The 24318-nt window shown below is 71.2% G+C and carries 21 protein-coding genes; 13 read left to right on the top strand and 8 right to left on the bottom strand.

Annotated elements, in window-relative coordinates; all coding sequences use genetic code 11:
• Positions 1 to 95: 95 nt before the first annotated feature.
• Positions 96 to 1331 (top strand): metal-dependent hydrolase family protein, encoded by a 1236-nt coding sequence (locus OG746_RS42975; RefSeq protein ID WP_266724676.1) that lies wholly within the window; start codon positions 96 to 98, stop codon positions 1329 to 1331.
• A gap of 76 nt (positions 1332 to 1407) precedes the next feature.
• Here the strand turns inward: OG746_RS42975 and OG746_RS42970 are convergent, their stop codons facing one another.
• The 6 genes from OG746_RS42970 to OG746_RS42945 form a co-directional block, all read right to left on the bottom strand.
• On the bottom strand, positions 1408 to 2625 hold the full coding sequence (locus OG746_RS42970; protein ID WP_266724674.1) for an amidohydrolase: 1218 nt from the start codon (positions 2623 to 2625) through the stop codon (positions 1408 to 1410).
• Positions 2626 to 2695: 70 nt separating this feature from the next.
• Positions 2696 to 3784: an ABC transporter ATP-binding protein gene (locus tag OG746_RS42965; RefSeq protein WP_266724672.1), complete on the bottom strand. Its 1089-nt coding sequence runs from the start codon at positions 3782 to 3784 to the stop codon at positions 2696 to 2698.
• A complete protein-coding gene (locus tag OG746_RS42960; protein ID WP_266724670.1) occupies positions 3781 to 4839 on the bottom strand; it encodes an ABC transporter ATP-binding protein in 1059 nt (352 codons plus the stop codon). The genes OG746_RS42965 and OG746_RS42960 overlap by 4 nt, the downstream gene beginning before the upstream one ends.
• Positions 4839 to 5840, bottom strand: coding sequence for an ABC transporter permease (locus OG746_RS42955; RefSeq protein WP_266724668.1), 1002 nt, complete (start codon positions 5838 to 5840; stop codon positions 4839 to 4841). Before OG746_RS42955 ends, OG746_RS42960 begins: the two co-directional genes overlap by 1 nt.
• Positions 5841 to 5846: 6 nt before the next feature.
• Positions 5847 to 7589 carry an ABC transporter substrate-binding protein gene (locus OG746_RS42950; RefSeq protein ID WP_266724666.1) on the bottom strand — a complete coding sequence of 581 codons (1743 nt, stop codon included), beginning with the start codon at positions 7587 to 7589 and terminating at the stop codon, positions 5847 to 5849.
• Positions 7590 to 7631: 42 nt separating this feature from the next.
• The gene (locus OG746_RS42945) at positions 7632 to 8669 is read right to left on the bottom strand and encodes an ABC transporter permease (RefSeq protein WP_524540556.1); all 1038 of its coding nucleotides are present in this window, start codon (positions 8667 to 8669) and stop codon (positions 7632 to 7634) included.
• 265 nt (positions 8670 to 8934) lie between these two features.
• Between OG746_RS42945 and OG746_RS42940 the strand changes: the two genes are divergently transcribed.
• From OG746_RS42940 to OG746_RS42930, 3 genes are all read left to right on the top strand, one after another.
• On the top strand, positions 8935 to 10440 hold the full coding sequence (locus tag OG746_RS42940) for a chlorohydrolase family protein (protein WP_266724662.1): 1506 nt from the start codon (positions 8935 to 8937) through the stop codon (positions 10438 to 10440).
• A 71-nt stretch (positions 10441 to 10511) separates the two neighbouring features.
• A complete protein-coding gene (locus OG746_RS42935) occupies positions 10512 to 11150 on the top strand; it encodes a GntR family transcriptional regulator (protein WP_266725766.1) in 639 nt (212 codons plus the stop codon).
• A 149-nt stretch (positions 11151 to 11299) separates the two neighbouring features.
• Positions 11300 to 12682, top strand: coding sequence for a phosphatase PAP2 family protein (locus tag OG746_RS42930; RefSeq protein WP_524540535.1), 1383 nt, complete (start codon positions 11300 to 11302; stop codon positions 12680 to 12682).
• Positions 12683 to 12754: 72 nt separating this feature from the next.
• Here OG746_RS42930 and OG746_RS42925 read toward each other — a convergent pair whose 3' ends face one another.
• The gene (locus OG746_RS42925) at positions 12755 to 13396 is read right to left on the bottom strand and encodes a maleylpyruvate isomerase family mycothiol-dependent enzyme (protein ID WP_266724660.1); all 642 of its coding nucleotides are present in this window, start codon (positions 13394 to 13396) and stop codon (positions 12755 to 12757) included.
• Positions 13397 to 13525: 129 nt separating this feature from the next.
• Here OG746_RS42925 and OG746_RS42920 point away from each other — a divergent pair, with 129 nt between their 5' ends.
• Together OG746_RS42920 and OG746_RS42915 are read left to right on the top strand one after the other, a co-directional pair.
• Positions 13526 to 14143 carry a DUF1707 SHOCT-like domain-containing protein gene (locus OG746_RS42920; protein ID WP_266724659.1) on the top strand — a complete coding sequence of 206 codons (618 nt, stop codon included), beginning with the start codon at positions 13526 to 13528 and terminating at the stop codon, positions 14141 to 14143.
• Between the two features lie 27 nt (positions 14144 to 14170).
• On the top strand, positions 14171 to 14935 hold the full coding sequence (locus tag OG746_RS42915; protein ID WP_266724658.1) for a class I SAM-dependent methyltransferase: 765 nt from the start codon (positions 14171 to 14173) through the stop codon (positions 14933 to 14935).
• A gap of 58 nt (positions 14936 to 14993) precedes the next feature.
• Here the strand turns inward: OG746_RS42915 and OG746_RS42910 are convergent, their stop codons facing one another.
• Entirely contained in the window at positions 14994 to 16208 is a 1215-nt protein-coding gene (locus OG746_RS42910; RefSeq protein WP_266724656.1) for a beta-ketoacyl-[acyl-carrier-protein] synthase family protein, read from the bottom strand.
• Positions 16209 to 16566: 358 nt separating this feature from the next.
• On the opposite strand from OG746_RS42910, the gene OG746_RS42905 reads away from it, so the two are divergent.
• The 7 genes from OG746_RS42905 (at position 16567) to OG746_RS42870 (ending at position 24307) form a co-directional block, all read left to right on the top strand.
• Positions 16567 to 17598 carry a 2,5-dihydroxypyridine 5,6-dioxygenase NicX family protein gene (locus OG746_RS42905; RefSeq protein WP_266724654.1) on the top strand — a complete coding sequence of 344 codons (1032 nt, stop codon included), beginning with the start codon at positions 16567 to 16569 and terminating at the stop codon, positions 17596 to 17598.
• 40 nt (positions 17599 to 17638) lie between these two features.
• Positions 17639 to 18910, top strand: a complete 1272-nt coding sequence (locus tag OG746_RS42900; RefSeq protein ID WP_266724652.1) for an FAD-dependent monooxygenase — start codon at positions 17639 to 17641, stop codon at positions 18908 to 18910.
• Between the two features lie 39 nt (positions 18911 to 18949).
• A complete protein-coding gene (locus OG746_RS42895) occupies positions 18950 to 19600 on the top strand; it encodes an isochorismatase family protein (protein WP_266724650.1) in 651 nt (216 codons plus the stop codon).
• A 4-nt stretch (positions 19601 to 19604) separates the two neighbouring features.
• Complete coding sequence (locus tag OG746_RS45515) at positions 19605 to 21038, top strand: alpha/beta fold hydrolase (protein WP_323179747.1); 1434 nt, start codon at positions 19605 to 19607, stop codon at positions 21036 to 21038.
• Between the two features lie 78 nt (positions 21039 to 21116).
• Positions 21117 to 21875 carry a maleate cis-trans isomerase family protein gene (locus OG746_RS42880; RefSeq protein ID WP_266724648.1) on the top strand — a complete coding sequence of 253 codons (759 nt, stop codon included), beginning with the start codon at positions 21117 to 21119 and terminating at the stop codon, positions 21873 to 21875.
• A gap of 181 nt (positions 21876 to 22056) precedes the next feature.
• Positions 22057 to 23496, top strand: a complete 1440-nt coding sequence (locus OG746_RS42875; RefSeq protein ID WP_266724646.1) for an MFS transporter — start codon at positions 22057 to 22059, stop codon at positions 23494 to 23496.
• Positions 23459 to 24307, top strand: a complete 849-nt coding sequence (locus OG746_RS42870) for an FAD binding domain-containing protein (RefSeq protein ID WP_266724644.1) — start codon at positions 23459 to 23461, stop codon at positions 24305 to 24307. The genes OG746_RS42875 and OG746_RS42870 overlap by 38 nt, the downstream gene beginning before the upstream one ends.
• Positions 24308 to 24318: the final 11 nt, after the last annotated feature.

Here is a 24318-nt window from a genome sequence, read left to right as displayed (position 1 = left end):
CCCGGTGCAGCACCCCGTACGCGTACACGCCCGAGGTCTCCCCGACCTCGACTTCCCCCGCAACCGCACCCACAACCAAGGAGTGATCCCGCACCATGACCAACACCCCTTCGCCGCACACCGGTGACGCTCTCGTTGTACGCAACGCCCACCTCCTCGACCTGGAGTCCGGCACCTGGCGTGAGGGCAACCTCCTCTGCGCCGACGGCCGGATATCCGAGGAGGGCGCCGACCGGCCGGACGACGCGCAAGTCCTCGACGTACAGGGCGGGTTCGTGCTGCCCGGCCTCATCGACGCGCACGTCCACGTGACCGCGTTCACCGCCGCGCTCGGCTCGCTGGCCACCACTCCGGCCAGCTACGTCACCGCGCAGGCCTCCCGCATCATGGGCGAGATGCTCGACCGCGGGTTCACCACGGTCCGCGACATGGCGGGCGCCGACTTCGGGCTCGCCAGGGCGCAGCAGGAAGGTCTCGTACGCGGCCCCCGGCTGGCCTTCGGCGGCAAGGCGTTGAGCCAGACCGGCGGCCACGGCGACAGCCGCGACGCGGGCAGCTGGCACCACGACGAGCACCCGTGCTGCGCCGACCACGGACGGGTGGCGGACGGCGAGGACGCCGTACGCGTCGCGGCCCGCGACGAACTGCGCAAGGGCGCGCACCACATCAAGGTGATGGCCTCCGGCGGTGTCGCGTCGCCCACCGACCGCATCGACTCCACCCAGTACTCCCCCGCCGAACTGCGCGCCGCCGTCGAGGAGGCGGAGGCCGCGAACCGGTACGTCGCCGCGCACGCGTACACCGCCCGCGCGGTCAACCGGGCCCTGGAGGCGGGCGTCCGGTCGATCGAGCACGGCAACCTGATCGACGACCGCAGCGTCGAACTCCTCACGGAGCACGGCGCGTTCCTCGTGCCGACGCTGGTCACGTACTGGGCGCTCAAGAAGGAGGGCCGCGAGTTCGGGCTCTCCGAGGACAGCTGGCGCAAGGTCGACGACGTGCTCGGGGCGGGCCTCGGCGCCCTCGAACGCGCTGCGCGCGGCGGGGCCCGGATCGCGTACGGCTCCGATCTCCTCGGTGGCATGCACCGCCATCAGAACGAGGAGTTCCGGATCCGTTCGGAGGTGCAGAAGCCGCTCGACGTCATCCGGTCCGCGACGTCGGTCGCCGCAGAACTCCTCGGGATGAGCGGGGAGATCGGGACGCTCGCTGCCGGGGCCCGCGCCGATCTGCTGGTCCTCGACAGCGATCCGCTCGCCGACATCGCGGCGCTGGCCGACCCTGCGCGGCATCAGGTCGCCGTCGTACAGGGCGGGCGTCCGGTCCGGTAGCGAGTCGCCCGGTCCAGTAGCGCAGAGAGCCGCGGGGGCCGGCCGCGCACACCGGCCGGCCCCCGCGCGCCACGTGTCACACCCCGGCGACCAGCTCAAGACCCTCGGCCACGACGCGGCCGTCGTGCAGCACCGTGCGGTCCTTGCCCCGGTCCATGACCGCGCTGGACGGGGTCTCGCCGTCGACCAGGACGAGGTCCGCGCGGTCGCCCACCGCGAGGCCCGGGCGGTCGGTGACACCGGAGAGGCGCGGCACGTCGTGACTCATGATGGAGGCGCCGCCCATCGTCGCCACCGCCAGGGCCATCTCGATGTGGTCGTCGCGGCGGAAGTTGTTGGTGAACGCCAACTGCCAGGTGCGGTCGAGGAGATCGCAGTTGCCGTACGGGCTCCAGTAGTCGCGCTGTCCGTCCTCGCCGAGGCCGACGCGGACGCCCGCCTCGGTGAGGTCGACGAGCGAGAGGTGGCCGCGCCCGGCGGGGGCGACCGTCGCCATGGCGATGTCCAGCTCCGCGAACTCGTCGATGAGGCGGCGGCTGGTGGACTCGTTCACGGAGCCGAGCTCGTAGGCGTGCGACATCGTCACCTTGCCCTGCATGCCAAGGGCGCGGACCCGCTCCAGGATCAAGTCCGTGGAGAACACGCCGAGTTCACCGGGCTCGTGCAGGTGGATGTCGACCTCGACCTGGTACTTCTCGGCGAGCCCGAAGACGACGTCGAGGTGGCCCTTGGGGTCGCGGTCAAGCGTGCACGGGTCGATGCCGCCCATGACGTCCGCACCGGCCTTGAGCGAAGCCTCCAGGTACTGCTCGGTCCCCGGCTCGCGCAGGATGCCGGCCTGCGGGAACGTCATGATCTGGACGTCGGCGAGGTGCCCGTGCTTCTCCTTGGCCGCGACCACGGCCTCGAACTTCTCCAGCTTGCAGTCGACATCGACCTGCGCGTACGAACGCACCCGCGTCGTGCCGCGCGCGATCATGCGCTCCAGCGTGCCGGCCACCCGCTCGTTCAGCGGGACCTCGGCGTCGCGCCAGTTCTCGCGGTCGTTCATCGTCATCGTCCACACGCCGGGGCCTCCGGTGTGCGGGCGGAACGGCAGGCCGATGCGGGTGGAGTCCAGGTGGACGTGCACATCACTGAAGGAGGGGAAGAGGAGCCGGCCGCGGCCCTCGACGACGTCCCCGACGACGGGCTCGGCCTGCGGGTCGTGCGGGCGGATCGCGGCGATGCGGGCGCCGTCGAGCTGTACGTCACTGCGCTCGCCGCCCCAGGGGCGGACGTCACGGATGAGCATGTGGTGCGACTTCTTTCTGTTCGGTGATGCCAAAAGTGGGGGTCGTGGGGGTGGTGTGTGTGCGGCTCGGTCAGTGGGTCACGAGGGACCTGTCCGCGAAGTGGCATGCGGGGCCCTCGGCACCCGCCATGGGTGGCAACTCGCCCGCGCACCGCGCCTGTTCGGCCTCGTCAAGGGTCGGCCGCAGCGGGCACCGCGTACGGAACACGCAGCCGGAGGGTGGGTCCGCGGGGGTGGGCAGGTCGCCGCTGAGGCGGATCCTGCGGCTTCGGTCGGCGTCCGGGTCCGGCTGCGGGACGGCCGAGAGAAGGGCACGGGTGTAGGGGTGGCGCGGGTCGTCGAAGACCTCCCGCGTCGGCCCGCTCTCCATGATCTTGCCCAGGTACATCACGGCGACCCGCTCCGCGAAGTGCCGTACGACGGACAGGTCATGGGCGATGAAGACGTACGAGACACCGGTGTCGGCCTGGATGTCCTGGAGGAGGTTGACCACCTGCGCCTGCACGGAGACGTCGAGGGCCGAGACGGGTTCGTCGCAGATGATGAGGCGGGGTTCGAGGGCGAGGGCGCGCGCGATGCCCACGCGCTGCTTCTGGCCGCCGGAGAACTCGTGCGGGAACCGGTTGTAGTGGTCGGGGCGCAGGCCGACGCGGTCCATCAGCTCGCGCACCCGCGCCTTGACGCCGCCGGGCGGGTTGATGCCCTGGGCGTGCAGCGGGGCGGCGATGGCGCTGCCGACGGACTGGCGGGGGTTGAGGGAGGAGGACGGGTTCTGGAACACCATCTGGACCTGCCGCCGGTACTCCTGGGCCTCGGCCCGGTTCAGCGAGCCGAGGTCCCGGCCGTCGAGGCGGATGGTCCCCGCCGTGGGGTCGAGGAGGCGCATCAACAACCTCCCGGTGGTGGACTTTCCGCAGCCCGACTCGCCGACCAGGCCGAGCGTCTGCCCGGACCCGACGGAGAAGCTCACACCGTCGACGGCCTTGACCGGCGCGCCGCCCCGGCCGAGCAGTCCGCCCCGCCCCGGAAAGTGCTTGGTCAGCCCCTCGGCCTCGAGCAGCGGGGTCCCGGAAGAGGGCGGGGTGTCGGCAGAGGGCGGGGTCCCGGCAGAGGATGGGGTCTCGGCAGAGGGCGGGGTCTCGGGAGAGGTTGATGTCATCGCGCGGCCTCCTCGGCGGTGGCGAGGTTCTCCTGGTGGCACCGGGAGGGGTGATCGGCGCCGGTGCTCGCGAGGAACACGGGACGCTCGCTGCGGCACAGGTCGCCCGGCACGAGGTGGGTCTGCGGGCAGCGGTCCGCGAAGAGACACCCGGTGGGCAGCGCGGTGAGCGACGGCGGGAACCCGGGGATGGGGCGCAGCCGCTCGCCGTCGTCGCCGAGTGTCGGCATGGAGGCGAGCAGGCCCTGCGTGTACGGGTGGCGCGGGTCGCGGAACAGTTCGCGCACGCTCCCCCGCTCCACGCACTGCCCGCCGTACATCACGGCGACATGGTCGCAGACCTCGGCGACGACACCGAGGTCATGGGTGACCATGACGATGGCGGTGCCGGTCTCCTGCTGGAGTTCGCCGAGCAGGTCGAGGATCTGCGCCTGGACGGTGACGTCGAGGGCGGTGGTCGGTTCGTCGGCGATGAGGAGTTCGGGCTCGCAGACGAGAGCCATGGCGATCATCGCGCGCTGGCGCATGCCGCCGGAGAACTCGTGCGGGTACGCGCGGGCCCGTCGCTTCGGGTCGGGGATGCCGACGCGGCCCAGCATGTCCACGGCGACCGTGAGCGCGGCCCGCTTCGACACCTTGTTGTGGACCCGGTACGCCTCGGCGATCTGGTCGCCGACCGCGTGGAAGGGGTGCATCGCGGAGAGCGGGTCCTGGAAGATCATGGCGATCTTCTTGCCGCGCCAGGCCCGCATCCGCTGCTCGGACAGCGTGTTGAGGTCGGTGCCGTCGAGCACGATCTCGCCGCCGACCCGGGCGCGGGTCTCCTTGAGCAGGCCCATCAGGGCCTGGCTCGTGACGGTCTTGCCGGATCCTGACTCGCCGACGAGGCCGACGGTCTCGCCCTTGGCGAGGCTGAGGTCCATGCCGTTGACGGCGTGCACGAGCCCGTCGTCGGTGGGGAACGCGACGTGCAGATCCCTGATCTGCAGCAGCGGTTCGCCCGAGGAAGAGCCCGAGGAAGAACCGGAAGAAGAACCGGAGGAAGAAGTGGTCATCAGGCGGCCCTCACTCGCGGGTCGATGACGGCGTAGAAGGCGTCGACGACGACATTGGCGACGATGATGAAGAAGGCGGCGAGCAGCGTGATCGCCATGGTCACGGGCAGATCGCCGGCCTGCGCGGCGCGGACGGCGGTGAAGCCGACGCCGGGCACGGAGAAGATCTGCTCCGTGAGCACGGCGCCGCCGAGCAGCAGCCCGATGTCGAGGCCCAGCATGGTGACGACCGGGGTCAGTCCGGCGCGGGCGCCGTGCCGCACGACCATGGCCGCCTTCGACAGGCCCTTGGAGCGGGCGGTGCGCATGAAGTCCTCGCCGAAGGTCTCCAGCATGGAACTGCGGGTGACGCGGATGTACTGGGCGCTGAACAGCACCGCCAACGCGACCCACGGCAGCAGGTAGTTGAGGAACCAGCCGTCGAAGCCGGCCGGGCCGAACGGTGAGGTGATGGCGTTGGTGGTGAACGGCAGCACGTCGAAGGTCGACACGAAGACGAGCAGCAGGAGCAGTCCGGTGACGGGGATCGGCAGCGAGACCCCGATGGACGCGGCGCCGACGATCAGCTTGTCGGTGAGCTTGTTCTTGCGCAGCGCGGCGAGCGTGCCGAGGGTGACTCCGGCGACGGTCCACAGCACGATGGCGCCGACGGCGACCGACACCGTGTACGGCAGTGCGCGCTCCAGGACGGCGGCGACGTCCTCGTTCGTCTGGAAGGACTTTCCGAGGCAGGGCCACTGGCAGAGCGTCTCGGCGCCGGGCGCGCCGATCATCCGGCCGTGGAACAGGCCCGACATGTAGTTCACGTACTGGGTGAGGAACGGCTTGTCCATGCCGAGGGCGACCCGCGCCTCGGCGACGCGTTCGGGGGTGCACTCCTGGCCGCACGCGGCGGCCGCCGGGTCGGCGGGCCCGAACTGGAAAAGGGTGAAGGTGACGAAGCTGATGACGATCAGCAGAACGACGGTGGCGCCCAGGCGCCGCGTCAGGAAGGCGAGCATCTCAGGTCACCCCTTTCCCGGGCCGGACGCGACGGAGACGGTCGACAGGTCGATGCCTCCGAAGAAGTAGCCGACCTGCGCACCCCGGATGTCGGAGCCGACGACGCTGCGCGTCACGTTCCTGATCAGCGGGACGAGCGGATAGTCCTGCATGGCGCGGTCGAAGAGCGTCGACCACTTGCGGCCCAGCTCCTCGCTCGTACCGTTCTCACCGCGCAGCGCGTACATGGCCTTGGAGATCTCCGGGTCGTGGTAGCGGGGGATGTTGGAGAAGCCGAAGGTCTTGCCGTCGACGCTCGGGCCCAGGTTGGGGTCGATGGTGGTGCGCACCGAGCCGCTGTCGGCGCCGCCGCACCAGCCGCTGCGGGCGAGGTCCGGCATCGCCTTGCCCGCGAGGGTGGTGAAGTAGTTCGCGGCGGGGATGGGGCGCAGTTCGAGGTCGATGCCGAGCTGCCTGAGGTTCTCCTGGAGCGAGGTGCCCATGTTCTTGAAGCGGGGTGTCGCGTCCGCGTAGCCGTAGACGAGCTTCTTCGGGTACGAGCGCCCCTTGAGCAGCTTCTTCGCCTCGTCCAGCTTGGGCTGGCCCGTCGGGTCGAGGTCGGTGTGCTGCTTTACGTAGCCGCGCTGTTGGGGGTTGATGTACGACTGGGTGAGCTTGCCGAAGCGGGCGCCGCCGTACTGGAGCTGGATGGCCTTGCGGTCGATGGCGAGCGCGAGGGCCTTGCGGACGACCGGGTCCTTGATGGTCTCGGTGTTGAAGTCGAGGACGTCGGTGCAGCCGATGATCCCAGAGGCGGTGCGCCGGGCGATGCTCGGCTGGTCGAGCTTGGCCGCGTCCGACGCCTGGAGCCCGCCCGCGCTGTCGAGGGTGATGGCCGTGGGATCGGAGTCCGCGAGGAGCTGCTGGCTGATGGTGGACTGCGCGGTGGAGAGGCTGAAGGTGAACGTCTGAGGCAGGGCGCTGCGGTTCGGGTCGGTGGCCGGGTCCCAGTGCTTGTTGCGGACGAGCTTCATGGCGCGCCCGCGCTGGTACGACTCGATCTTGTACGGGCCCGTGGACACCGGGTGGTTGGTGTAGTCGAGCTTGGTGTCCTTGGCGCGCGGCACCGGTGCGGTGTTGGAGCGGGAGACCAGGGCGGGGAACTCGGCGAACGGCTGCTTCAGCTTGAAGACGACGGTGCGGTCGTCGGGTGTTTCGATGCCCTTGAAGTCCCCGGCCGCCCCCTTGGCGTAAGGGCCCTTGTAGCCGTCGTCGGAGAGGGCGGCGTTCAGTTCCTGCGGCGCCTGGGTGTAGACGTCGCGGGCGTAGGTGCGCTCGACGCCGTACTTCACGTCCTTGGCCGTGATGGGCCTGCCGTCCTCGAACTTCAGCCCCTTCTTCAGGGTGTAGGTCCAGGTCAGCCCGTCCTTGGAGACCTTGCCGAGGTCGGTGGCGAGGTCGGGGACGACCTTCGGTGGCTTGCCGGCCTCCTCCTTCGCCATGGTGAGCGTGCGGTAGTAGAGCTGGCCCACGTTGGCGGTCTGGACGTAGTTGCTGTTGCCGGGGTCGAGGGTCTGGAAGTCGGTGGACATCAGGACGTTGACGTTGCCGCCCTTGGTGGTGTCTCCGTCACCGACCTTGACCGGGTCGAAGGCGTCGGCGGGGGCGCGGGAGCCCGAGCCCGGCGCGGGCTTGGCGCCGCCGCAGGCGGTGAGAGCCATCCCGGCGGTCACCGTCAGGGCGAGAGCCGCCACGGTGCGTCGATTCACTGCTGCTCCTGTTGTTCCTGGCTTGTCCGAACGCGAACGCGGTCAGCCACGGGAGGACTTGGGGTCGAGGGCGTCGCGGACGGCGTCGCCGAGCAGGTTGAAGGCGAGCACCGTGATCACCAGGGCGCCGGCCGGTACGGCGAGGAACCAGGGGTCGGTGAGGTACCAGTTGCCCTGCTGGGCGGCGTTGAGCATCTGGCCCCAGGACGGGGTGGGGTCCTTGACGCCGACGCCGAGGAACGAGAGCGCGGCCTCGGCCGTGATGTTGGTGGGGATCATCATCGTGGCGTAGACGAGGACGACGCCCATCACGTTGGGCACGATCTGCTTGAGGATGATCGAGCGGTGCGAGGCGCCGTAGGCGCGGGCGGCCTCGACGAACTCCTGCTCCCTGATGGACAGCACCTGTCCGCGTACGACGCGGGCGAGATAGGCCCAGCCGAAGAAGCCGAGGATGATCACGAGCGAGGCGATCGGCAGCAGGCTCCCGTCGCCCAGCGCCGTGTCACCGAGCCGGGACTGCAGGATCGGCGTCAGGGAGAGCACGAGCAGCAGGTGCGGGAAGGCAAGGAAGAGGTCCATGACCCGGCTGATCACCATGTCGACCTTGCCGCCGAAGTAGCCGGCCGCGGCGCCGAGGACGGTGCCGAGGACGACGGAGACGACGGTCGCGAGCAGCGCGATGATCAGGGAGACCTGGGCTCCGTGTGCCATGCGCGCGAAGATGTCGCGGCCGAGGCCCGGTTCGAGTCCGAGCCAGTGGTCGCCGGAGGGGTAGCGGTAGTAGGGCAGCGGCAGGCCCGGTGTGCCGTAGTCGTCCAGGACGTCCGGGCTGGTGCTCGTGGTGTACGCGTTCTGGCCCTCGATCGCGGTGAGCAGCGGGGCGAGCACCGCGAAAAGGATCATGAGGATCACCACGGCGAGCGCGGCGAGAGCGATCCGACTGCGGCGGATGCGCAGCCAGGCGGTGCCGATGAGGGAGCGGGCGGCAACGACAGGCGGTGCCGAAATCGGCGTCACCGAGGGTGAGTTGGGCGCGGCTTCACCGTCGGCGCCGGAGGGCGACCGAGCGGGCAGCACTGGGGAATCCGTCACGTCGCGTGATCCATTCGGCGCAAGGGGGAAGGTTGGCGGGACGGTATACCAACTCCACCGGGCGGCGATAGGGGTAACCGCATCTTGGTATACCGACCGCCCGAACTAAGCCGCACCACGGGACATTTCGGCGGCCATCCACGCCCCTCCGACACCCGGATGACACTTCCGCGAGGACCGCCTTCCCCACCCGGTATACCAACCCGTACGATCACCCACGTCCGCAACACCCCCACCCCAGGAGGCACTTATGCGCACCCGCTGGCGCGCCCGACACGTCCTCGCCCACCAGGACGGCGGCCACGCGCTGCTGCGGGACGGCGAGGTGGTGTGGCAGGACGACACCGTGATCTACGTCGGACCGCGGTACGAGGGCGAGGTCGACGAGGAGCGCGACCTGGGCCAGTCCCTGGTCATGCCGGGCCTCATCGACCTCGACGCGCTCACCGACGTCGACCACCTCGTCCTCGACTCCTGGGCCGGGCCCGAGCGGGGCAAGGGACTGCAGTGGTCCCTCGACTACTTCACCCACCGCCGCCACGACGTGTTCACCCCGCAGGAGCGGGCCACCATCCGCGAGTACGCGCTCGCCCAGCTCGCCCTGCACGGCATCACCACCTTCATGCCGATCGCCTCCGAGGTGCACAGCCGCTGGGCGGAGCCCTACGAAGAACTGGTCGACATGGCGGAGACCGCGCGCCGCATCGGCCTGCGCGGCTACCTCGGCCCGGCCTACCGCTCCGGGGTCAACGTCGTCCTGCCGGACGGCACCCGCGATGTGGCCTTCGACGAGGAGGAGGGCCGCACTGGACTGCGCGACGCCGTCCGCTTCCTGGACCACCTCGACGAGCTGGACGACCCCCTGCTCACCGGCGTCCTGCTCCCCTGCCGCATCGAGACGCTCACCGAGGAGCTGCTCGTCGAGACGGCCCGGATCTCGCGCGAGCGCGGGACCCTGATCCGGCTGCACGCGCTCCAGGGCCTGGCCGAACGCGAGATCATCCAGCGCCGGCACGACGGCCTGACGCCGCTCGAACTCCTCGACAAGCACGGCCTGTTGGGCCCGAACCTGCTCATCCCGCACACGGTGCTGCTCGACCGGCACCCCGCCGTCCACGGCGAGGACCGCGGCGACCTGGCGCTGCTCGCCGCGAGCGGCATCTCGGTGATCCACTGCCCGCAGACGTCGCTGCGCTACAGCGAGATGCTGCACTCGTTCCGCGCCTACCGCGAGGCCGGCGTCAACCTCTGCCTGGGCACGGACTCCTTCCCGCCGGACCTGATCCGCGGCATGGACGTCGGCGTCCACCTGGCGAAGATCGCCGAGGGGCGCACGGACGCCGCGCCCGCCGAGCACTACGTGAAGGCGGCCACGCTGGGCGGGGCCCGCGCGCTCGGCCGCGAGGACCTGGGCCGGATCGCCGTCGGCGCCCAGGCGGACCTCGTCGCGTTCTCCCTCGACGACATCCGCGACGGTGTCATGGACGACCCGGTCCGTACGTTCCTGCTCAACGGCACGGCCCGGCAGGCCACGAACTCGGTCGTCGCGGGCAACCCGGTCCTGGTCGACGGCGCGCTGCCCGGCACGGATCTGCCGCAACTGGCGCGCAGCGCCCAGGCCTTGTTCGAGAAGATGCGCGCGGCCTACAGCGAACGCGACACCGAGCGCCGGGACACGGCGGCGCTCTTCCCGCCGACGTTCCCCGCGTTCCGCGCGCCCGGCTCCGCCGCGCCCGAGAGCGAGTCGCCCGCGTGACACTCACCGCAGAACGCGCCGGAACCGGGACCAGAACCGGAGCTGGAACCGGAGCCGGGACCGCCTCGCAGGTGGAGCGCACCGAGGAGCTGATCCGGGCCGGTATCCACTCCGGCGCGTACCCGCCCGACTCGCGGCTGCGGGAGCGCGAGCTGGCGGAGGCTCTCGGTGTCTCGCGGGTCCCGGTCCGCGAGGCGTTGATGCGGCTCGCGGCCGAGGGCCTCGTCGAGCTGGAGCCGCGCCGGGGCGCCCGCGTGCGCCGCCTGACCCTCCGGGACGTCAAGGAACTCTTCGATCTGCGCCTCAGCCTGGAGGTGTTCGCGGCGCGCCGGGCGGCCGAGATCGTCGCGGACGGCGGCGGCCACGAGGGCCTGCGGGCCGTGATGGACGAGGCCGACGCGGCGACCCGGAGCGAGGACCAGGCCGGTATCGCTGCCGCGAACACGGCCTTCCACGCCGAGCTGATCACGATGACGGGCAACCGGCTGCTCCAGTCCTCGTTCCAGCGCTCGCTCGGCCTGATGCACTGGCTGTTCCGGCTCACGGCCACCGAGCACGGCGCCGCGCAGCACCGCACCGAGCACGACCAGATCTGCCGGGCGATCGGCGACGGCCGCCCCCGTCTCGCCGAGGCGCTCACCTACGCGCACATCGACATCCGACGGGAGCCGGTGCTGCGGGCGTTGGCGAGGGTGCTGCCCGCGGAGTAGGGCCTGTCGTTCGGATCAGGCGATCAGGCCCTGGCCCGGGACGTGCCTCTACCTACCCGGCCTGCGCCCCGTTAGCATGTTCGAACTGCGACGATCATCCAGATCGTCGCAGTTGCCCGCAGCCGGAACCAAGCCACCAAGTCGGACAATTGAAGACCACACCACCTCCCCTGTCCCTGCCGCACCAGCGCGGCGCCGAGCGCCGGCCGCCCGCCTGGCGGCAACCGCGCACCCTCCTGTGGATCGCGGCCGGCCTGGCGACGCTCGGCTTCCACATCGCCCTGGAGTTCGTGGCTCGCCGCTACGGGCAGCCGGGGCCGATCACCGTAGAGGCCCAAGAGGTGATCTTCGCGCCGCACTCGGGCCCGCTGCTGTACGGCGGCCTGGCGCTGACGATGGTGGTGCTCACCTGGCGGCAGCGGCTGATCGCGGCCTGCGCGGCGGTCGGCATCGACATCGTGTTCTGGCTCGTGCGGCTGATCGTCGGCGCCGACATGAACTTCGGCAACGGCGCGCTGTGGGTGATCCTGGGCGTCGCGGTCCTCGGCCTCGCCCGCCGCACCGGCCAGGAGAGATCGGTCCTCCTCAAGGGCTCGGGCCTCGGCCTTCTTCTGGTCTTCGGCCACAAGACGGGCGACACCTGGCTCCTCATCACGTCCAAGACCCGCCCGACGGTGCTCGATCAGTACGTGGCCACCGCCGATCACGCCCTCGCCAACCCCTCGTGGCTGGTCGGTCACCTCGTCGAGACCACCTCACCGATCAGCAGCGGCCTCCTCACCGTCGTCTACGGTCAACTCCCCATGGCCGCCGCCCTCGTCGGCCTGTACCAGCTGCGCCACGTGGCGGCGGAACGCCGTTTCCCCGCCCACCACTTGGTGCGCACCTTCCTGGCCATCGGCCTCCTCGGACCGGCCATCTACATGATCTTCCCGGTCGTCGGCCCGCTGTACGCCTTCGGCCACGACGGCGGCCACTGGGCGGTGGCCGACATCTGGCCGAACACCCTCCCGGCGATCGGCGCCCCGCACCCCTTCCCGTTCGACGAGATCACCCCGCGCAACTGCATGCCCAGCCTGCACACCGCGTGGGCCATCTCGCTCTTCATCCACACCCGCGAGGGCTCCCGCGCCATGCGCTGGGCGGGCACCTTCTGGCTGGTCGGGACCCTCACCGCGACCCTGGGCTTCGGCTACCACTACGGCGTGGACCTGCTCGCCGGGACGGTCTTCGCCCTGTCCATCGAGGCGTCGATGCGCGCCTTCTCCCGCGGCTGGGACCGCCGGGCCACGCTGATGGCGAGCTACGGGGCGGCCGTCCTCACGATGCTGCTCGTGTCCTACCGCTACCTCCCGACGCACATGGCCGCACACCCCTGGGCGTTCGGCCCGCTGCTGCTCGTGCTGACGGGCTCCGTGGTCCTCCTCTACGTACGGACGACGAGACAGTGGAGCGCGCAGGCCACGCCGCCGCCTCCGCCGTCGCCCCTGCCGAAGGCGGGCACGGCGGACCCTCAACCGGAGCTCGCGTAGCGGCTGTTCAGGGTGCGGCACGTCGGCGACGTACGTGCCGCCCTCTCCGCCGCGTGAGGCCGGCCCACGGCCTCACGCACCCGCGCAGCGCCCGCGCAGCACCTCGACCCCGTCGCCCTTCAGGTCGTCGCAGAGGGCCGCGCGTCCCGTCATCGCCATCACCAGGGCCACGGTGCTCCCGGTGACCAGTGGCCCGGTGCCGGTCGCGAAGGGGCCGTCGGTGGCGACGAGTTCGAGCCCGCCGATGCGCCCCTTCGCCAGCACCACCTGGTCCGTGCCCCGGTAGTACTCGGCGACCCTCGTCACCGTCTCGACCGGATAGTCGCGGCGGATCCCCAGGGGCCGCCGGATGTCCTCCCCGTGCACGAGCGTCTCCCCCAGCATGGCGATCACGGGCAGGGGAGGCTTCGTCGTGCTGGTGACGATGCTCCGGAACCGCTCCAGCGTCTCGGCGGGGCTCGCGCCCAACTGCTCGGCCAGCCGCACGGCCACCTGCTTGTCGAAGTCGAACCGGCAGCGGATCACACCGGCCAGCCACCGCACCGCGTTGAGGCTCGCACCCGCCGTGAGATGCGCCAGCACCTCACGGACGCTGAGCCCGGCGCACAGCGAGGGCGTCGCCCACTGGGCAGTCGTCGTCGCGTCGAGGTCGGCGGCGAGCGCGGCGCGTTCCTGATGGATCAGGCTCCAGACCGGATCGGCAGTGTCGGCCATGGGAAAGGTCTCCTGTCACGGGCGGGAGGGGCGGTACTCGGCACGCGGTACTCGGCAGGCGGTGCCCACGGTACGGTGCCACGGGTGGAGCAGCGGCGACCGACCCACGGCCGCTGCCGGGAGGGAAACATGTCGGGAGAGATCTCGCCTGCCGGGAGCGACTCCGGTGCCGGCCCGTCGTCGCCCGAGCTGCGGGCCTCGCACGCCGACCGGGACCGGATCGTGGACGTGCTGCGCGTCGCGGCGGGGGACGGCCTGTTGACGGCGGACGAGTTGGACGAGCGGCTCGAGGTCGCCCTGTCGGCGCGGACCTTGGCCGAACTGGTTCCGCTCACCGCCGACTTGCGGCCCTCGGCCGAGGCCAAGGACGTCGTCCGGATCGAGCAGGCGCACTCCGGCGCCATCGAACGCCGGGGGCGCTGGGTGGTGCCGCGAAGGCTGGAACTCGCGGTGACCTTCTGCGCGGTGACGCTCGATTTCACCGACGCCGTGCTCACCCACGACACGTTGGTGATCGACTCGTCGATGATCGGGAAGCGACTGACGCTGATCACGAAGCCGGGCATCGTGGTCGACATGGATGCCCTGCAACTGGCGCACTGCAAGGTCAAGCAGCGGCACAGGCCCGGGGATCCGGACGTGCCTGTCACCCTGCGCGTCGAGCTCGTCGGCCACAAGACCCACGGCAGCGTGGTGGTCCGTCCCCCACGCCGGACATTCGGGCAGTGGCTCAGAAACAAGAAGTGACGCGCACGGCGCCGGTACCCTCCAGCCATGTCCGAACCCACCGTGGCGCGCTTCTACGACGAACTGGCCGACGACTACCACCTGATCTACCCGGACTGGGACGCGAGCGCCCGGCGGCAGGGCGCGGCCCTGGACGCTGTGATCGGCCGGGAGGGCGCCGCGGTACTCGACTGCTCCTGCGGCATCGGCACGCAGGCCATCGGCCTGGCCCTGCACGGACACCGCGTCACCGGGACCGACATCAGCCCTCGCGCCACGGCCCGCGCCGCCCGTGAGGCCGCGAGCCGGGGGCTGCCACTGCACACGGCCGCCGCCGACATGCGGCAACTCCCCTTCACCGACGGCCGGTTCGACGTCGTCGTGTGCGCCGACAACGCGCTGCCGCACCTGCTCACCGAGCAGGACGTACGCACCGGCCTCACCGAGATGCGCCGCGTGCTGCGCCCCGGCGGACTGCTGCTGGCCAGCACGCGCCCGTACGAGGACCTGCTGCGCGAGCATCCCGCGTCGATGCCTCCGCAGGTCCACCGCTCCGAGGAGGGGCGGACGGTCACCTTTCAGCTCTGGCACTGGCAGGACGACGGCGAGCACTACGACTTGGAGCACTTCCAGCTCCTCCCGGACGCGGGGGAAGACTGGCGGGTCCGGGTGCGCCGGACCTCCTACTGGGCGCTCGGTCAGGAGCGGCTTGCCGGGCTCGCGGCGGAGGCCGGGTTCGTCGACCGCGCATGGCGAGCGCCGGAGGAAACCGGCTTCTTCCAACCGCTGTTCGTGGCCCGCGCCGGTGTGTAGGACCTTCCTCGCCCGGTGAGGACCGGACTGACGTCAGCCAGTGAAGACCAGGCCGATGTCAGCCGGTGAAGACCAGGCTCACGTTGTGCCCGCCGAACCCGAACGAGTTGGCCAGCGCCGCCGACCACTGCCCGGAGCGCCGCTCACCGGAGACCACGTCCAGGTCCACGCGCGGGTCGAGTGTGTCGAGGTTGCGCGTGGCCGGCAACGCCCCGTCCCTGAGCGCGAACAACGCGGCCATGGCGCCCACCGTCCCGGACGCTCCCAGCATGTGACCGGTCATCGACTTGGTCGCCGTGACCGCGGCGTGCCTGCCGATCGTGCGGCCGATCGCCTCGGCCTCCGCCACGTCACCGGACTCCGTGGACGTGGCGTGGGCGTGCACGACCCCGATGTCCGCCGGAGGCACGTCGGCGTCGCGCAGCGCCAGTTCCATGGCGAAGGACTGGCCGTCCGCGTCGGATGCCGTGATGTGGTCGGCGCTCGAACTCACGGCGCTGCCGGCCAGCGTGCCGTGGACGCGTGCGCCTCGGGCCCGCGCGAACTCGGGGCGTTCGAGCACCATCATCCCCGCGCCCTCGCCCATGACGAACCCGGACCGCTCGACGTCGAACGGGCGGGACACCACCTCCGGGTCGTCGGACCGCGTCGACAGGGCCTTCATCTGGGCGAACGCCGCGAGGGTGAAGGGGTGCAGGCACGCCTCCACACCACCGGCGACCACCACGTCCGCCCGCCCGGCGCGGATCAGGTCCTGCCCCATGGCGAGGGCCTCCGCCCCGGACGCGCACGCGCTCACCGGGGTCCTGGCGCCGCCCTTCGCACCCAGGTCCATGCTCACCCAGGCCGCGGGACCGTTCGGCATCAGCATGGGGACGGTGAAGGGTGAAAGTCGGCGGATCCCGGAGGCTTCGAAGATGTCGTCCTGCCCCAGTGTGGTGAGCACACCGCCGGTCCCGGTGCCGATGACGACGGCGAGCCGCTCCGGCTCGACCTGCGGGGCGCCGGCGTCCTGCCATGCCTCGCGCACGCTGAGGAGGGCCATCTGCTCACCGCGGTCCAGCTTCCTGGCCTCGGGCCGCGGAAGCAGCGACGCCGGGTCCACGGTGAGCCCGGCCGCGACGCCCACGGGCAGCTCCGCGGCCCACTCCTCCTCCAGGAGCCGCACCCCCGACGTGCCGTCCAACAGCCCCGCCCACGTCGTCGGCGCATCGGCTCCCAGCGGCGTCATCGCGCCGACGCCCGTCACCTGCACATGACCGTTCCCAGTCACCCGAGCCTCCTTGCATTGTTCAGATGCTACATAGCTGTCGATCTGACCTGCCTGCGATCCTGCCAGCCAGCAGCAGGTCCATCAGGCGAGGAGTCGACCGATTCCGCCGCGAGACATTGTCGGGTCCTGACAAGTACCTCCCTGCCTGCTCACACCGTCCCGCGCACCCACCCCCGCCACCCGACCCCTTGATTTCCCAGATCGTACGTGCTCGGATTATCTCGGCAGGCGGGTTCGCAAGAACCCCCGGTGGCGCCCCCGTACGGCGTCCGCCGCGGTGATCCCGCATGCCCTCGCACCCTCCGCACCACCCGCACGTGCCCAGTACGTCCGCGCTCGTCTCCCGGAGGAACACCCGATGTTCGACTTCTCGTCCGTCGACGTCCTCGACGCCTTCACCCGTGAACTGCAGCTGTGCAAGGTCCGCGAGGGAGAGCACGTCGTCGTGCTCTCCGAGCCCGGCAGCCGTGGTGACTACGTCGCCGCCGCGTTCGGGGCCGCGAAGAGCCTCGGCGCCCACGTCGTGTCCGCCACGGTGCCCGGCGGCAGCCCGGCCCCGCTGCCCAGCACCCACACGGGCGCAGGACCCGGCCTCGTATCCGTCCTCAACGACACGGCCGCGCAAGAGCTGTTGAAGGCGGCCGACCTGGTCGTGGACCTGACCCGCGAGGGCTTCATCCACGCCCCGCTGCAGCAGGACATCCTCAAGACCGGCACCCGCATCATCTTCGTCTGCGACGCCCCCGACGTCCTCATCCGCAACCTGCCGAACGAGCAGGACAAGGTGCGCGTCCAGGAGGGCGTGGACCGGGTCCGTACCTCCTCCGTCATGCGCGTGACCTCCGAGGCCGGCACGGACCTGACGGTCCAACTGGCCGATTCCCACCCGGAGTTCCAGACCGGCTTCGCCGACGACCCGGGCCGCTGGGACCACTGGCCGAGCACCATGGTGCTGTGCTGGCCGGAGATCTCCGACGGGCGGATCGTGCTCGCCGAGGGCGACATCCTGCTGCCGTTCAAGGAGTACGTCCAGCGTCCCGTCACGCTCCATGTCTCGGGCGGTCACATCCAGGAGGTCACCGGCGGCGCCGAGGCCAAGCTGCTGAACACCTTCTTCGAGGACTCGCACGACAAGTGGGCCCGCAGCCTCTCCCACATGGGCTGGGGCCTGATGAAGTCCGCCGACTGGTTCGCCACCGCGATGTACGGCAAGGACGAGTTGATGGGCATGGACGCCCGCGCCTTCGCCGGCAACTTCCTCTGGTCCACGGGTCCGCACCCGCACCTCCAGCGCGATTCCTACGCCCACCTCGACATCGCGATGCGCGGCTGCACGGTCAGCCTTGACGGCACGGACGTCGTCACCGGCGGACACCTCGTCGAAGGCTGAGCCCGGTCCCCCACCCCAACGCAGCATCCCTGGAGGAGTCTTGCCTCTCAGCCAGTCCTACGAAGTCACCGTCGTCGGCGGCGGTCTCGGCGGCCTCACCGCCGCCCTGGCCCTGCGCCACAAGGGACTGCGCGTCACCGTCCTCGAACAGGCCGCCGAACTCGGCGAGGTGGGCGCCGGCATCCAGACCGCGCCGAACGCCAGCCGGGTCCTGATGCGGCTCGGCCTGCGCAAGCAGCTCGAGGCCATCCGCACCGAGCCGCAGGACCAGGTGCGCCGCCGCTGGCAGGACGGCAGCATCATCGGGCTCACCCCGCTCGGCCGCCGTGTCCAGGAGGAGTTCAACGCCCCCTACTGGCACTACCACCGCGCCGATCTGCACCGCACCATCCTCGACGCGTGCACCGACCCGCTGGGCCCCGGGCCCGCCGTCGAGATCGTCACCGGGGCGCGCGTCGTGGAACTCGACCGTACGTCCCCGGACCGTCCCGTCGCGGTCACCGACGACGGCGTCCGGCACGAGGCCGATGTCCTGGTCGGCGCCGACGGCATCCACTCCCGCGTACGCGACCTCATCGGCGCGGAGGACACGCTGGTTTTCTCCGGCGACATGGCCTTCCGCACGCTGATACCCGGCGAGCTGCTGCACGCCGACCCGGCCACCCGCTTCCTCTTCGACCGCTACCAGAGCACCATCTGGTACGGGCCCGGGCGCCATCTCGTCCACTACCTGATCCGCGGCGGCGAGTGGCTCAACATCGTCGGCTGCGTCCCGTGGAAGGACGAGTACGGCGAGAAGACCACCTTCTCCGGCACCACCGAGATGCTCGTCGACGCCTACGCGGAGTGGGACGACCGCGCGCCGGCCATGCTCGCCAAGGCCAAGGGCGACATCACCTGCTTCCCGCTCTACCACCGCCGCCGCGACCCGAACTGGGTCGACGGCCGCGTGGCCCTCCTCGGCGACGCCTGCCACGCGATGCTCCCCTACCAGGCGCAGGGTGCCTCGCAGGCCATGGAGGACGGGGCCGTACTCGCCGAGGAGTTGGGCGCGGTGACCCGCGAGGGGATCCCCGGCGCGTTGCAGCGGTACGTCAACCGCCGCGCCCGGCACGCCGGGATGGTGCAGCAGGCCTCGCTGCGCAACCAGGTCTTCTACCGCTTCCCCGACGGCCCGGAGCAGCAGGCCCGCGACGCCAAGCTCGGCGAGCGCTACGACGGCGAGTCCGACGTGTCCTACGACTGGCTGTGGCGCGGCACCCCGCTGGACACCTCCGACGACGAGTCCTTCGCCTACCGCCACCACCACTGAGCCGATTCCACCGGCCAGATCCCGCGCCCTGGAGGTCCCGTGCCCACCCCGTACGACCCCGCCACCGACCGCGTGTACGAACGCGCCGGATTCGGCGCCGCCGTCGCCCGCGGCCACCGTCCCGCCCTGATCGTGGTCGACCTGACGCGCGGCTTCACCGAGCCGGGCTTCGCCACCGGCAGCGATCTGACCGCCCCCGTCGAGGCCACGGCGGAGCTGGTGCGCGCGGCCCGCGCCGGCGGCGTACCCGTGGTGTGGACGGTCATCGCCTACACGGCCGCCGAGGCCGAGGGCGACGCGGTCACCTGGCTCGCCAAGGCCCCCGGCATGCGGGCGCTGCGCGAGGGTGGCGAGGCCGTCGCCCTCGACCCCCGGCTGCCGTACGAGGAGGGGGACCAGTTCATCGTGAAGAAGGGCGCGTCGGCGTTCTTCGGCACCGCTCTGGCCTCCCTGCTCACCGGCCTCGGGTGCGACACGGCGGTCGTCTGCGGCGCCACCACGAGCGGCTGTGTGCGGGCCACGGCGGTGGACGCGGTGCAGCACGGCTGGCCGGTCCTCGTACCCGCCGAGGCCTGCGGCGACCGGGCCGCGGGGCCGCACGAGGCGGCGCTCTTCGACATCCAGGCCAAGTACGGGGATGTCGTGGGCCACGAGGACATGGTGAAGTACCTGACGACGAAGGGGGTTTGAGATCATGAACGCGTCTTCCGGAGCCGCACAAGATGCCGGACAGGATGCCGCTCAGGACCGCGAGGCCCGACGGCCGGAGCGTTACCTGACGCAGCCCGGCCTCGCGGACCTCGCCGACATCCCGGCCGTCAGCCGCTGGGCCCGCAGCGGGGACGTGCGGCTGCACGTGCTGGACTACGGCGGCGACGGCGTCCCCCTGCTGATCCTGCCCGGCATCACCAGCCCGGCGATCACCATGGACTTCGTCGCCCGTGAACTGACGGACCTGGCAAGGCCGTTGGTCCTCGACATCCGCGGCCGCGGCCTCAGCGACGACGCGGCGGACCACTCGCTCGATGCCCTCGCCGCCGACACGGAAGCCGTGATCGAGCAGCTGGAGCTGGCGGACCCCGTGCTCTTCGGACACTCCATGGGTGCCCGGATCGCCGCCGCCACCGCGGTGCGGGGCCATGTCCCGCTCGGTGGAACGCTGTTGGTGGACCCGCCGATGAGCGGCCCGAGCCGGGGACCGTACCCGACCACGCTCGCGGCGTTCACGCGCCAACTGTCGCAGGCCCGGCGCGGCACGGATGCCGACGAGGTCGGCGGCTTCTGGCCGACGTGGCCGCGCCGGGAGCTGGAGTTGCGGGCCCGCTGGCTCGCCAGTTGCGGCCTGGAGGCGATCGAGCGCGCCCACCAGGGCTTCGAGAGCGAGGACTTCTTCGCCTGGTGGCCCCAGGTGCCGGGCCCCACGACGCTGCTGTACGGGGCCGACAGCCCGGTCGTCACCGCCGAGGGCGCCGCGGAGGCCGCCGCCGCGAACCCGGCGGCGCGCATGGTTCGCATCCCGGCGGCGGGACATATGGTCTTCTGGGACAACCCGGCGACGGCCCTGGACCTGCTGCGCACCGCGCTGCGGCAGACCCTCTCCCCGGAGCCGGAGGCCCACTCGATCCCTCCACACGACAGCGGTGCCATGACCTCGCCCTCCACCCCCAGCCAGGCCGACGATGTCGCCGCGCCCGACGAACTCACCCACGCGCCGGGCTTCCTGGCCCGCCGGCTGTACCAGGCGTACCTCGCCGCGTGGCTGCACGACGTCGACGCGACGCTGACCGGGCCGCAGTTCGCCGTCCTGCAGATCATCGGCGAGAACCCCGGCTGCGACCAGCGCTCCATCGCCGCGCTCGCCGCGCTCGACACCTCGACGATGGCCGACGTCGCCCGGCGCCTGGAGAACCGGGGCCTGCTGTCCCGCGCCCCCTCCCCCGCCGACGCGCGGCGCAAGCTCCTCAACCTCACCGAGGAGGGCCGCGCCACCGTGCACGACGCGAACCTGCGGGCCCGCAAGCTGGACGAGGAGCTACTGCGGCCGATCCCGGCGGAGCAGCGCGCCGACGTCCTGCGGCACCTGGCGGTGCTCGCCGACCACTGGGAGCGGCTCGGTCAGCAGCACTGACCTCCGCCACCGACCCGCCCGAAGAGGACATGCAGGCCCCCGCCCTCATCAAGCATGCCCAAAAACCTGGAGCGAATCATGACAGACCATCACATAGGGATGATCGTCCCCAGCTCGAACCTCACGATGGAGACCGAACTCCCCCGCCTGATGCGGGCGCGCGAGGCCGTCTCCCCGGAGGACCGCTTCGTCTTCCACAGCAGCCGGATGCGCATGAAGCACGTCACCCCCGAAGAGCTGCGGGCGATGAACGCGCAGACGGAGCGCGCGGTCCTGGAGTTGGCCGACGCCCGGCCCGACGTCGTGGCGACGGCCTGCCTCGTCGCCATCATGGCGCAGGGACCCGGCCACCACTGCACGGCCGAGGACGAGATCAAGGACGTGCTGCGCGCCCAGGAGGCGCTGGTCCCCGTGGTCTCCAGCGCCGGCGCGCTGCTCGACGGGATCGCCGCGCTCGGCGCCAAGAAGGTCGCCATCGTCACGCCCTATATGAAGCCGCTGACCCAGAAGGTCGCCGACTACATCGAGGACGCGGGCGTCGAGGTGGTGGACGCGCTGAGCCTGGAGGTGCCGGACAACCTGGCCGTCGCCCGGCTCGACCCGCAGGACCTGCGCGAGCACTCCAAGCGCCTGAAGCTCGGCGACGCGGACGCGCTGGTGCTGTCCGCCTGCGTACAGATGCCGTCCCTGCCGGCGATCCAGCCGGTCGAGGACGAGCTGGGGCTCCCGGTCCTGTCGGCGGCCACCGCCACGGCGTACCGGATCCTGTCCGAGCTGGGCCTGCCGCCGCTGGCGCCGAACGCGGGCCGCCTGCTGGCCGGACCGACCGCGCCGTGAAACCGCCGTGTTAACTCCGTGCACGAACCCTTGCCAAGCAAATTCGTACGTGCTCGGATTACCTCAGTCCGCGCACTGACTGTCTCCCCCGAAGCACCCGCACCGCCCGCTCCCCCGCCTCATCAGCAACTCAGGCACCTCCCGTCGCAGTTCGTCCCCGACACGACCCTGTGGAGCGCACGTGAGAACAGGCGATCAGATCGTTCAGGACCTCCCCTGGAGATGGAACGTCCAGGGAAAGATCTTCATCATCGGAGGTCTCGGCTACCTCTTCGACGCGTACGACATCGCCCTGAACGGCTTCCTCATGCCGCTCCTGGGCCAGCACTTCGACCTGTCCCTCGGTGCCCGAGGGCTCGTCGCCACCGCCAACCTGGTGGGCATGGCCGTCGGCGCCATCGCCTGGGGCGCGGTCGCGGACCGGATCGGCCGCAAGAAGGCGTTCAGTGTCACCCTGCTGATCTTCGCCCTGTTCTCGGTCCTGGGCGCGCTCTCCCCCACGTACCCGGTCTTCCTGCTGCTGCGGTTCCTCGCGGGAGTCGGGCTCGGCGGCTGCATCCCGGTCGACTACGCGCTGGTGGGCGAGTTCTCGCCGCGCAAGTACCGGGGCCGGGTCCTCACCGCGCTCGACGCCTGGTGGCCGGTGGGGGTGACCCTGTGCGGGCTCGTGTCCACGGGCATGCTGTCCCTCGACGGCAACTGGCGCTGGATGCTCGCCACCATGGTGCTGCCCGCGCTGCTGCTGTTCTGGGCGCGCCGCGGCATCCCCGAGTCACCCATCTACCTGACGAAGAAGGGCCGCGAGGCCGAGGCACGGACCGTCATCGACGACCTGGTGGCCCGCACGGGCGCGCCCGTCGAGCCGTACGTCATCCCCGAGCCGGTACCGGACGAGGGTCCGCGCGGGGTGGCCGCGGCCGCCCAACAGCTGCGCAACATCTGGTCGTTCAGCCCGCGCATCACCTCGGCGGCCTGGCTGCTGTTCGCCACCATCATGCTCGTCTACTACGCGGCGCTGAGCTGGATGCCGTCGATCCTCAAGGAGGAGGGGCAGGGTGACACGGCCGCCTTCATGAGCACGACGCTGATGAGCGGCGTGGGCATCATCGGCGTCCTCGTCTCGACGGCCCTGGTCGACCTGGTCGGCCGCAAGTGGCTGATCGGTGTCTCGGCCCCGGTCGCCTCGCTCGCCCTCGTGATCTTCGCGATCGTGCGGGACATGCCGACCGGCTCGGTCATCACCATCGGCGTGTTCGGCTTCCTCGCCCAACTCGCCATCCCCGCCCTGTACGCGTACGTCTCCGAGCTGTACCCGACCGAACTGCGGGCCAGTGGCTTCGGCTGGGCCTCCTCGGTCAGCCGGGCACTCACCGGGTTCGCCCCGCTGTTCTTCGGCTCGGTGCTGTGGCCCCTGCTGGGCCTTCCGTTGACGTTCGCGGTGCTCGGCGCGGCCGTGCTCCTCGCCGTCGGCTGGATGGCCGTGGCGGCGCCGGAGACGAAGGGCCGGGAGCTGGACGACACGGACCACGACGGCGGCGGCCGGCCGTCCCCGCGACAGGAAAACCAGGAAGACCAGGAGAACCATGAAACCAGCCCCCTTCGGCTACCACAGGGCTCGTGACGTCGACGGCGCCACCCGGCTCCTGGCCGAGCTCGGCGATGACGCGAAGGTCATCGCCGGCGGCCAGAGCCTGGTCGCCATGATGAACTTCCGGCTCGCGCGGCCCGGCCACCTGGTCGACATCGGCGGCCTGCGCGAACTCGACGGCATGCACCGGGACACCACGGGTGCGCTGCACATCGGGGCGCTCACCACCCATCACACGGTGGAGAGCGACCCGGAGGGTGTGCTCGGCCGCGAGTTCGCGGTGCTGCGCGAGGCCATGCGGTGGATCGGACACCTTCCCATCCGGACGCGCGGCACGATCGGCGGCAGCATCGCGCACGCCGACGCCACCGCCGAGTGGTGTCTGCTCGCTCTCGCCCTCCGGGCGGAGTTCGTGGCCCGCGGGCCACGCGGTGAGCGCCGCGTCGCGGCCGGGGACTTCTTCCTCGGCTACTACACCAGCGTGCTCGATCCCGACGAGCTGCTGGTCGAGGTCGTCTTCCCGCGCCCGGCCCCGCACGCCGCGCTCACCGAGTTCGCCGAGCGCCAGGGCGACTTCGCGCTGGTGTCCGCCGCCGTGGACCTCGATGTCACCGACGGCTCGGTGCACGGCGGCCGGGTGGCGCTCGGCGGGGTCGCGGCCTCGGTGGTCCGGGTGCCGGAGGCGGAGGCGGTGCTCGCGGCCGGCGGCACCTTCGCCGACTGCGCCGAGGCGGCGGCCGATGCCGTCGAGCCCCCGTCGGACGCCTCGGGCAGCGCGCACTACCGCAAGCAGCTTGTCCGCACGCTGGTCCTGCGTGCCTGTGAGGAGGCGATGAGCCGATGACACACCCCGAT

The organism is Streptomyces sp. NBC_01016, from assembly GCF_026341035.1.
Lineage (GTDB): Bacteria > Actinomycetota > Actinomycetes > Streptomycetales > Streptomycetaceae > Streptomyces.
The sequence above is the reverse complement of the archived record's forward strand: the minus strand, read 5'-3'. Positions and strand labels throughout refer to the sequence as shown.